The sequence below is a fragment of the Pararhodonellum marinum genome (assembly GCF_015354735.1).
Taxonomy (GTDB): Bacteria; Bacteroidota; Bacteroidia; order Cytophagales; family Cyclobacteriaceae; genus Pararhodonellum; species Pararhodonellum marinum.
The window spans coordinates 84939-95146 of the sequence record NZ_JACEFJ010000018.1 but is presented as its reverse complement, the minus strand read 5'-3'; the positions used below and the strand labels follow the sequence as shown (position 1 = coordinate 95146).

Annotated in this window: 9 protein-coding genes and 1 pseudogene; all 10 read right to left on the bottom strand. The window is 37.1% G+C overall.

Annotated elements, in window-relative coordinates; genetic code table 11:
* Nucleotides 1-306: 306 nt before the first annotated feature.
* The 10 genes and pseudogenes from H1A14_RS21695 to H1A14_RS21650 all read right to left on the bottom strand — a co-directional run bounded on the left by H1A14_RS21695 (nt 307) and on the right by H1A14_RS21650 (nt 9372).
* Nucleotides 307-1086, bottom strand: a complete 780-nt coding sequence (locus H1A14_RS21695; RefSeq protein ID WP_194778409.1) for a hypothetical protein — start codon at nt 1084-1086, stop codon at nt 307-309.
* 270 nt (nt 1087-1356) lie between these two features.
* The gene (locus H1A14_RS21690; protein ID WP_194778408.1) at nt 1357-2325 is read right to left on the bottom strand and encodes a leucine-rich repeat domain-containing protein; all 969 of its coding nucleotides are present in this window, start codon (nt 2323-2325) and stop codon (nt 1357-1359) included.
* Nucleotides 2322-3251: pseudogene (locus H1A14_RS21685) on the bottom strand (RHS repeat-associated core domain-containing protein); the annotation flags it as partial. The pseudogene H1A14_RS21685 and the gene H1A14_RS21690, both read right to left, overlap by 4 nt.
* A gap of 456 nt (nt 3252-3707) precedes the next feature.
* Nucleotides 3708-4088 carry a hypothetical protein gene (locus H1A14_RS21680; protein WP_194778407.1) on the bottom strand — a complete coding sequence of 127 codons (381 nt, stop codon included), beginning with the start codon at nt 4086-4088 and terminating at the stop codon, nt 3708-3710.
* Nucleotides 4089-4184: 96 nt separating this feature from the next.
* Entirely contained in the window at nt 4185-4676 is a 492-nt protein-coding gene (locus tag H1A14_RS21675) for a hypothetical protein (RefSeq protein WP_194778406.1), read from the bottom strand.
* Nucleotides 4673-5650 carry a CNNM domain-containing protein gene (locus tag H1A14_RS21670; protein WP_194778405.1) on the bottom strand — a complete coding sequence of 326 codons (978 nt, stop codon included), beginning with the start codon at nt 5648-5650 and terminating at the stop codon, nt 4673-4675. The genes H1A14_RS21675 and H1A14_RS21670 overlap by 4 nt, the downstream gene beginning before the upstream one ends.
* A gap of 60 nt (nt 5651-5710) precedes the next feature.
* Nucleotides 5711-5992: a hypothetical protein gene (locus tag H1A14_RS21665; protein WP_194778404.1), complete on the bottom strand. Its 282-nt coding sequence runs from the start codon at nt 5990-5992 to the stop codon at nt 5711-5713.
* A 124-nt stretch (nt 5993-6116) separates the two neighbouring features.
* Nucleotides 6117-6488, bottom strand: coding sequence for a hypothetical protein (locus H1A14_RS21660; RefSeq protein ID WP_194778403.1), 372 nt, complete (start codon nt 6486-6488; stop codon nt 6117-6119).
* Between the two features lie 135 nt (nt 6489-6623).
* Complete coding sequence (locus H1A14_RS21655) at nt 6624-7589, bottom strand: hypothetical protein (protein WP_228527916.1); 966 nt, start codon at nt 7587-7589, stop codon at nt 6624-6626.
* Between the two features lie 109 nt (nt 7590-7698).
* The gene (locus H1A14_RS21650; RefSeq protein WP_194778402.1) at nt 7699-9372 is read right to left on the bottom strand and encodes a sodium-dependent transporter; all 1674 of its coding nucleotides are present in this window, start codon (nt 9370-9372) and stop codon (nt 7699-7701) included.
* Nucleotides 9373-10208 lie beyond the last annotated feature (836 nt).

Here is a 10208-nt window from a genome sequence, read left to right as displayed (position 1 = left end):
ATAGGTGATAATAGGGTGTAGTAGATACTACACCCAGACGGGATTCTCTTTCGTTCAACTCTCTTGAGTCGTACCTGATTCGTCAAGCGAACCTTTTCCTCTTTCCGTTCAACACCGTTTCGTTACCAAAACAGCACCGAGAGGTGGTTTGCAACCTCCGCTTACTCAGCGATTGCGGTAGACCTACTACCATCTTTTATACAACATGCCTTTGATTCACATCAAATGCTTCACGACACACCTACACAGAGTCGGAAAACACTACACCCAACCGCAGTCTGAATTTCTTTTCCTAAGATGTATAATTTACATCTCTATTTTCTTCACATAAATCACCAAAGAATCCGGATTGGAGGAGAAATAAACTATTTTCTTATCATCAAAGTCAACATTAAATGAATCATAATAGTCCCACGTATGAGGGAATTTCCTTCCTAAGTCGAATTCTCTGGTTTCAGTTTTTAGGAAGCTTGAGTTTCTCTTTTCAACAATTTCAAAAGCTTTCCCATGACTATACCGTTGAAAATCAAAATTCCCGGACTTTTTTTCAATTATATCCCCATTTTTACTTATTGTGATTATTTCATCGTATAAAAAGTTAAAAAGAATAATATACTCGCCTTCAAAGCCTACGAAATACTTTTTGTTTGTCGGTAGGTCAAATTCCTTAATTAATTTTAAATCCTCATTAAAAATATAACTTGTGGTCGAATAGGTCAGAACATAAATCAACCCCTCTGAAGTTATTAAACTAACAGGCCTTGAGGTAATAACTGAAGAATCGCTACATTTTACCTCACCTGTGAGCAAATTTACTTTTTTGATGTTACTGTGATATGGATCGAGTAGAAGGCAAAAACTACCATCCAAGATTATGGAATTGATTGCAATGCTTTCACTGTCCTTAAAATATCCAAACCCAGGCTTGCAAGTATCAAGGTTATCTACAATCAGGACAATTTTTTCTAAATAGTCTTGTTTCAGATTCTGAGCCGATATGTCAGAGACTTTGGTACAAGTAAAATTTCCAAGTTGAATTAAGACAATGGAGAGAATAAATGAATATTTCTTAAATAAATTCGTCATCACAATTAATGTTAGAATATTTTTGGTCTTACTATTGGCTGATTTTGCTCAATTACAGTATGTGTTGGCAAAGTTCCTCCACCATATGTAACTTGCTTATCAGGAATTGTATCCCGCTTCCTAAAAGGTGACTTGAACTGTACCCATCCTGTTTCCTCCTCATACTCTTGATCTTGGAAGGTATTCATTTGATTCTTCTTAGAAGAAGCTCTTTTTTAAAAGTTAAAAGTTAAGCCAAAGGAATAGTAATGATAGCGATTAAGGATTTGTTTATTGAAAATTTTGAGTATTACGCTCAATTCTAACATTTTCAAACTTCTCCAAAATATTCAATTCGTTTTCTGTGAACTCAACATCTGTAATTATAATTATTTCAAAATTTAGACTAACTAGTTCTGTTAAAGGTATGTCTTTAAAATCATTTATTATATTTGAGAGAACAACAGTTTTAATATTTGGCAATTTATTAAGTTTTTGAAGAGAGGTGTTTTTTCTCAAGATTATGCCACTAAAATTTATATACTTCAAAGAATTCAATCCATTAAATGCTTCCACTAATTCTTCAAAACTTAAATTTTTATTTCCAATATATAAGCTTTCTAAAGACCCAAGTTTACTCAAAACATCGGGCACTCCTTTAAAATTATTCCCATTTAATGTCAGTGTTTTTAGTTTTTTAAGGTGTTCAAAATCATCTGGAAGCGAAACCAAATTATTATCAGATAATAGTAAAGTTTCAAGTTCACTTAAAGAACCTATCTCAGAAGGCAAACTTATTATTTCATTATTATACAACTGTAATTCTTTCAGACATTCAAATTCTCCAATAGTAGGTGGTATACTGCTTATGGGGTGATTTGTTATAGATATTTTTCGAATACTTTTCTTAGGTAATAATTGAATTGCATTTTCAACATCTAATTCAAAATTATTCGCTAAATACAAATATTGAAGTTTCTCTAACTGGCTTATTTCTTTTGGAAATTTCTTTACATATGTTCTAGAAATATTTAATAATTGTAGGTTTTTTAATTTTGCTATCTCAGAAGGCAGGATGTTTAAACTTGTATCTATTAATATCAACGATTTAACCTTCCTAGGCTTTTTTAAAGCATCCTCAATTGATAATACAGATTTATTTGCAATTCTACTTTCAATATTAACCTGACTATATAAAGGATAAATGGTTAAACAAATTAACGAAAAAAATAAAATTATTGTAATATCGGTTTTTCTCATTTCCCTAATGTGTTTCGTGATCTTCCAGAATACTTACTAAGATAAATTTTTCTTTGCTCCGGTGTCATTCTACTCATATAGTAGTTAAAATTGAGCATAAATTTTTCATTTTTACTCCTAGTAGTGCCCATAAAGCTATATCTTCTGTCATCACCATAGCCATACATGCCCTGAGATGCATTAACTGTTCCTAGCTTCCCACTAATATCGTTTACCACATCACTGTGAGAAAGCCCCGCAGTATGACCAGAACCATGCCATATAAGTCCTGCTACCATGTCTGTTTGAGAAGTTGGATAATAAAAAGAAGAGTTATCCCCAGTTCTTGTAGATTCAGCCCTATCAGTAGAAATCAATATGATATTACCTTTAATATCCACCCCTTCATTATTGTTCGGTTGGGCAGCGACTTCACCTATGCTCTCTTCTACGTATTTTGATGGTATATGTCCAAAACCAGATTCACCACCCTCTTGATTTGAATTATTGAAATCTTCAACTTGTTTTTGTGAGCCAATAAAAACAAATGCATCAGATTCATCTAGTTGTTCTGCTTTAGGTATCTCTTTTACAATTCTGGCTCTAGTATCAAGTCCTTGATCACGAAAATTTCTATTTAGACTTCTTTTAATTTTTCGCAATTGCCTTCTATCAGCTCCTTCAGCACCATATAGGTAAAGGCTATTTTCCATGCCATTTGGATCTATAAATTTAATCGGATCATTTTTAACATAATGATATGGAGAATGATCAAAGTACTTTTCTGCTTTAGGGTCAACAGCTCCCCATCTACCTAAATCAGGCATATACATTCTTGCCCCATAATCAATCCACCCTAAATCAAGATCATTGATTTCTTCCTTACCATTGTACTTGTAATTGTTAGCCTTGCTGTAGCTCCTCTGATAGGAGTTAAAGGTTAGCCCGAAAGGATAATAATCCTCAGCCTGGAAGACCGGGCTTTGGGTATGGGTTACTTTAAAATCATCAAACCTGCCTGACTGCCGTTTTCACAAAACTGCCTTAACGGAAATTTGGCCGGCAGGCAGGGAACACGTCCGTGATTTTGGCGGTTTCGTTGGACAGAACTTGTGCGCCTGTGGCGTATAAAGATAGATAAATCCTTCTTTTTTTACCTGTACTGATACGGAAAGTTTTTCGTGGGTGCCGGTGGTGTGGGGAATTGTGAATGATGAATTAAAAATGATGAATTGGGGGTAGAAACCGTTTTTGTTGTCTGGTTGTCTGGTTATCTGTTCTCCAGTTTAACCGATTAATTTCTTCCAGCTTTCGGATTTTGGCTTTTCCTCTGATTATTCAGTTTACCTGTTTTACAGTTTAACCGATTATCTACTTTCAGCTTTCAGCTCTCACCTTCAAGCTTATTTTGCCTGTGCACTCATCTGTGGGTAGAGGGCATAGACCTCTGCCAATAACGTATCACCAGGAAGTACCTGCATGGAATGGCCAAGACCCACTATTTCACCCTGTGCCGCACTTAGCCGGAGGGATTTGTTTCCGCCTGCTGTTTTATTGTAGTGGGTGTTTTGGATGATGGATCCTCCGTCACCGAAACCGTTTCTTCCAGCCTCTAGTCCTGTACCGTCCAGCTCGGTTTTGGGTTGGCTGGTAAACGAAACCCGGACGTTGCCCAAATGGTCCTTCATAAAGTATTCGTAGGCATTGCCTTCACTGACATTGATCCGCCCTTCTTCATGCAGGACCATCTGTAGCTGATCGTTTTCCAGGATCAGTTCTCCCACATAGTCTGTCTTTTTAATTACTTGACCACCTTCAACCACCTGTTGCTGAAGCTTGCGGCCACCTGCCGAATAGAGGTAATGGATGCTTTTCGCAGTTCAAAACTTCACTTTTTCCGGAAGATTCATGTAATTGTATCGAATGGAATCTATGCCTTTGTGTTTGTCCAATAGGAGGTTGCCATTGACATCATAGCCATAGGAATTACCTGATACTGTGGCGTCAATAAAACCTTTGTTTTTATTTCCAGAGTCACTTAGCTTGTTTAAAAGATTTCCTCTTGAAGCATTGGTACCATAATCATAGGAAAGGTTGTCCACAAAGGTTCTATCCTCATCTCTTCTTTTCAGAAATGAAAAGTTACCGTTTTTATCATATCCGTATGTCGTGTTATGACGGAGGTTGTTGTTGCTCCATCCGGCATCAAACTCCTGAAAATTGGCTGCGGTAATACGGTTGAGGAAGTCATAGTTGTACTTGTATCCTTTTTGGCCTCCATAATGTCCAAAACCCTTGCTCCACGTCATGGCTGAAATGTTTCCGTTATACTGTATGACACCTCCCGTACAATCAAAAATGAGTTTGGTCATTCATTGTCAAATTCGTCTGCAATTTCACCTACAATTTCCTCTACAATATCTTCTAAAGTAACCATACCCCTAAACTCTCCTTTATCGTTTACTACAATGGCTAAATGATATCTTTTTGTATTCAAGTCCTTGAGCACTTGAATAATACTTTGAACATTCTTGACATATAATATGGGCCTGATGAATTTTTGTAAGTTGCCAGCCGATATATTATCTCTCTGCAAAGCAATTTCCTTGAAATTCAAGTAACCATATATGTCTTGAGGTGACTCCGTCCTGCTTATGGGGTACCTTGTATGCAAATATTTCTCAGCTAAATCGAAGTAATCATCAATGCCAATTGCCTCAGTAAAAAAAATCACATCTGAAATTGGAAGCATTATTTCATCAATTTTCCTGCTTTTTAGATTGGAGGTTTTAATGATTATTTCTTCTTGATCTTTGTTGATAATATTTTCTACCTGAGCCACTTTGGCAATTGTTTGAATATCTTCCAAAGAATATTTTACGGTTTTATCCTTTTTCTTCAAAATCAATTTATTGAATAGGTCAGTTAAGTAAATAAGCGGATACAGAACTTTAATTGTAATGTTTAAAGGTATGGCAATGTATTTAGACAAGGTTTCTGAGCGGGAAACACCAATTACTTTTGGAAGGATTTCTGTACCAAACAGTATTATTATGGTAAAAACTACAGAAAATACCCAAATCCATTCATCTCCATAAATTTCGTCAAATGCACTTCCGGCAATTGTTGCCCCTCCTGTATGGGCAACCGTATTCAAAATCAATATGGCAGCAATAGGCCTGTTTATGTTACCCTTTAGGTGATCGAGAATAATGGCATACTTAAGGCCTTTTTGTCTGTCTGTTTCGATTTTCACGCTGTTTAAACTTAAAAGTACTGCTTCTGTCAAAGAACATAGAAAAGAAACAACAATAGCTACCAATGAGCTAATAATAAATATAGTCATATGTTTATAGTTTTTTTAAATGGTAAAAAATTTTGGAGCCTGAATCAGGCTCCAAAATCCTTAGCTCAAGGCAATAATTGCCCGTTTGGGCAAATAGAGGTGGCCTTTTAAACAAAGGCCATCTTCAGTAATAGCCCATACAGTAGTCTCTATTTCATATAAAGACATTTCAGCATCCGCAAAAGTGATCTTCACTTTTGTATGTTCCGAGTTACCTAAGAAGCAGGCTCTTTCAAGATCCCTTTCTCTTAATTTGATTTCAACAGAGTTGGTCAGGACATCGATTTTAGGGAACTTGATGGACAGGATATCTTCTTTTTGCAAATGAATTACAGTGTTCATGGCATTTTGTAATTAACTAATTGTCGCAAACTCTTTGGCTTGCTAGATGATTGAGAATTTATAAAATATTGCAGCCAAAACATCGTGCTGCAACGCCATATACAAGGCATTTCTAAACAGTTAACTACCAAAAAAAATGTGAGGGGAATATTATCTCTCGAATGCCAAAATCCAAGTCAACCTGTTTCGATAGATTGATTTGCCGTTTTAAGCTCAATTCAATGAATTTAAGGATAAATTCTTTAGAATAGAACAAATCTGGTAAGGCAAATTTGAATGTCAAACTTTGGGTAAAAACCTGGCTATCTCCTTCAATGATGAAAGAGGATGATTTGGTATATTCGTCTGCAGAAACTTCAGCTAAAGACAGTTTTTCGACAGGAGAAGAGGTACATTTTGCAGGTCTATGCGAATTATGATGCAAGAGAGTAGCCTGCATTCCAAACAGGAGTGCTATTAAGACGCTGAAGTAAATTTTGAATACTTTATTCATCATTTATCTTTGCTTTTCAAAAAAAAAGGAATCGGGAATGTTTGGATTTATTGTCAAATTTCGTGTTAAAATTTCATTATTTATTACTAGTCTCATTGTTTATTTTCCAAATAAACAAAATTAAAATTTAATATGATTTTAATAGTTTGAGTTTAGATATCCGATAAGATAAGCAATTAAAACGCTGACAACTAGCCCAACGTTCACCTTATATAGGTCTTTTATGATGGTATTGCCGGATTTTTTCATGTCTCTTTTATTTAGCCTGTAACTGATCGCCATTTCCCTGCCAGCCAGGACTCCTATAAATACCCAAGTGGTACTCATTGGTAAATTACTGAGGTTAGCAAATAGGAAAAGGATCAATGCATATACCAGGTCTATTATTGTTGCAGACCGTATGTGTCTGGTATTTGCCTTCGAATTGACGATCTCCTGAATTTTGCCGCCCCTTGTCTTGAACAAATATGCCATCAATGCCAATATGACCATGAGAGAGAAAATCAATTCTTGGACTCCGAGCTTTCTTGGAAGATAAACATAGATGTTGGCAAAATCCTGGATAAGCCATTGTCCCCAAAGTAAACCAGTGGAACCCCATTGAGCAATCAGCCATTTCCTAGTACTTTTTTTTCCGGAACGATGCAGGGTTTCTTTTGACTCCAGCTTTTTGGCGATAAGCAAATAAAGCGCTCCGGCAAATATGAATGCAACGCCATATCCCAAAATGGATTTGACGATCATCTTTTCTATGACTGTCTGTGATGAAAATACACTTAGTATTAGAAATGTGGTGCTTACCGGAAACCCCAGGCGGGTAAGAATGATCAAAACCAATGGAGGGATCAAATACCACACAGCCATGTTTTCAGGCAATGGTATCTGTTCGAGTCTCCCGAAAGAAACATCTCCATTGTGTACATACCAACCATAAACCAAAAGAGAAGCCAAGATAACTGAAGCATATAGCCACAAGACCCACCACTTTTTGTCACTATTGGAAGTAAGAAAAGTGCCCAATGTCTGGATGACATCATTTCCAATCACAGAATATGCCGCCAAGATGAAGGCAACAATTGGTATCAAATATTCTAGGGGCATCATGGATTGTCCTCGTCCTCCAACGGCGTTTTCAAGACTTTCCGTAAGAAATAAATAGTTGCCCCGGTCACTAAACTTTGGGTAACTAGGAGTACTAGAAAAGGTATGAGGTTCATTTTGACGATAATTTAGTCCTTCTTTTGCTTGCGTAGAATACCAATGTAATGATGAATAGAAAGAGTGATACCAATAGGATTCTGGCCAAGTTGGAATAGAAAATCCTATCTTCTATGACTCCCCGATCAAGTGCTGTTTTTGCCTCCGCAAGTTGGTTTTTAAGTTCAAAATGGGACAACTTCCTGATAATAGAGCTGTCATCCAATTGCCATGAATTACCACTCAATAAGTTATGGATATTGGTTGTCCAATCATTACCTTGTGGCGTAACCAATGCTCCTATGAAAACCAGAAGGAGCAGTAATGGAGTGACATATTTGATGATAAACTTAAAGGCAATAGGCACATGGATGTCAGCCCCATCGGTGATTTCCCGCCAGCCTTTGTTGATTCCAAAAATCCAAGAAAACAAAATGGATTCCAATAAGGCAAAGATAACAAGACTGACAGTTCCTGCCCAATAGTCGTATTCCTCAAAAACTCCCTGTTGATAAAAAAAGACGGTCGGTAATCCCATGATCAAAGCCAACAGCCCAAAAGACCAAGCTCCCTTTTTCCTGCCCCAATCAAATTCATCTTTCATAAATCCTATCCAAGGTGTACCCATGGCGAGAGATGAAGTGATACCTGCAAAAAACAACAACCCAAACCAAAAAACCCCTGAAAATGCAGCCATTACTGTGCCCCATTGCTGAAATAGAAACGGCATGGTTTGAAAGGCCATTCCAAAGCCTGCATTTTCCAATACCCAATCCAGACCTAAGAATCCAGCAGCTATGGGAATAACAATTGAACTGCCAAGTACCACCTCTACAAACTCGTTCAAAAAGCCAGCCGAAACGGCATTCAATGCGATATCGTCGTTGGCCTTGAGGTAAGAAGCATAACACTGGATGGTGCCCATCCCAACAGAAAGTGTAAAGAAGATTTGCCCGGCAGCTGCCAACCAAACCTTTGGGTTAAGCAGGGAGTCATACTGGGGTGTCCAAAGAAAATTCAACCCATCCCATGTGCTCGCATCGGGGAATTGTTCTGATCGTCCAGATTCTCCTAAAGTGAGGGCTTTGATTGCCAGAATAATACCAAATAAGATGAGAAGAGGCATCCCAATCTTAGAGGCTTTTTCTATCCCGCTGAGTCCTTTTGATAGGATGTATACATTCAGCAATAAGACTAGAATATAAAACACTACAGGCTCAAATGGAATGCCGGTAGTGCTGGAACTGATCGAAATGTAGTTATCAAAAAATTGGGCTACTTGAGATTGAGACATACCTTCAAAGGTGCCCATCAATGAATGAAGGACATAGGTCAAACTCCATGACTCTATATATGTATAAAAAGCCACTACCGCAATATTGGTGAAGATGCCAAACACACCAATGTATTTCCACATCCTCCCTTTTCCCATTGTGTCAAGAATGAAAGGGGTACTATGGTTGCCATATTTACCTCCAAATCGTCCAGAAGACCACTCGATAAATAAGAGGGGTATGCCCAGGATCAGAAAACAAACAAGATAAGGAATGATAAATGCCCCTCCCCCATTTTGGACTGCCTGAACGGGAAAGCGCAAGAAATTACCCAGACCCACAGCATTACCTGCCATTGCAAGGATAAGGCCTAACCTGGAACCCCAGGCATCATTGGCCAAAGTTTTATTTTCCATTAATAAGAAGGTAGAAAATCCAAATAATTAACTGAACAGGATTGTTATTGCTCCATAACTTATACTAGAACTGTTGTGCAATGGAGGTTTGGATTGAAATCAGAAAAAGAAAAGAATGTGGTGCAGTTGATCCAAGAGGCTGCTGTAATTAAATCCCTTGTGTATTCTTAATTCAAAAAATGATTGATAAGGATTGAAAAACCGGTAGCCAAAAAAACTGCTACATCCAACGGGTTGTTTTTTGTTATTTTTTGGGGAAAATAATGATAAAGTATTGCTTCCTGAAACAAAGAAGTTTTTCCAGTCTATAGAAGTGGTATCGGTATTTTTGGTGAGTTTCTCAAAAGACGCTTCAGGGACGTAAATAGGACTGGTCTCAGAAGTATTGCCAATGCATAAAGAAAAAGATATTATGTAGAGACAAATTATACCGTAGGTAAATGTCCGGAACAATTCCAGAAGCTGCCGTCTCATAAGTTGAAATTTTCATCAAATGAAAATAAAATTACATCATTTATCAAATTTTGAGAAATTTTTTTTGGGTAATGAAACCTTTAATATTCAAAGTTTCTTTTGCTATAAGTGTAGTATATGAAAATTTAAGAATGTTCCCCTGCGAAACCAAAGCCTGATGCCCCGCATTGGGCTTTTTTCATGGCAGGGTCAAAGCATGGGGGAATGATGAATGATGAAGTAAATATTATGAATTGAGGTAGTTGTCTAGAAGTCTGTTTATCCAGGTGTCTTTCTCTTTAAAGGCCCACATACCCTTCTTTTTTCAGGTCACTCAACGCTTCAATCATTTTACCATATGATTTCACTTGAGAACTTGTAAT

What these genes read in the sequence shown, in the direction of transcription:
- H1A14_RS21660 (WP_194778403.1), bottom strand. Translation starts at nt 6,488, where the DNA reads ATGATGAATAAAGTATTCAAAATTTACTTCAGCGTCTTAATAGCACTC.
- H1A14_RS21675 (WP_194778406.1), bottom strand. Translation starts at nt 4,676, where the DNA reads ATGACCAAACTCATTTTTGATTGTACGGGAGGTGTCATACAGTATAAC.
- H1A14_RS21695 (WP_194778409.1), bottom strand. Translation starts at nt 1,086, where the DNA reads ATGACGAATTTATTTAAGAAATATTCATTTATTCTCTCCATTGTCTTA.
- H1A14_RS21650 (WP_194778402.1), bottom strand. Translation starts at nt 9,372, where the DNA reads ATGGAAAATAAAACTTTGGCCAATGATGCCTGGGGTTCCAGGTTAGGC.
- H1A14_RS21670 (WP_194778405.1), bottom strand. Translation starts at nt 5,650, where the DNA reads ATGACTATATTTATTATTAGCTCATTGGTAGCTATTGTTGTTTCTTTT.
- H1A14_RS21655 (WP_228527916.1), bottom strand. Translation starts at nt 7,589, where the DNA reads ATGATGCCCCTAGAATATTTGATACCAATTGTTGCCTTCATCTTGGCG.
- H1A14_RS21690 (WP_194778408.1), bottom strand. Translation starts at nt 2,325, where the DNA reads ATGAGAAAAACCGATATTACAATAATTTTATTTTTTTCGTTAATTTGT.
- H1A14_RS21665 (WP_194778404.1), bottom strand. Translation starts at nt 5,992, where the DNA reads ATGAACACTGTAATTCATTTGCAAAAAGAAGATATCCTGTCCATCAAG.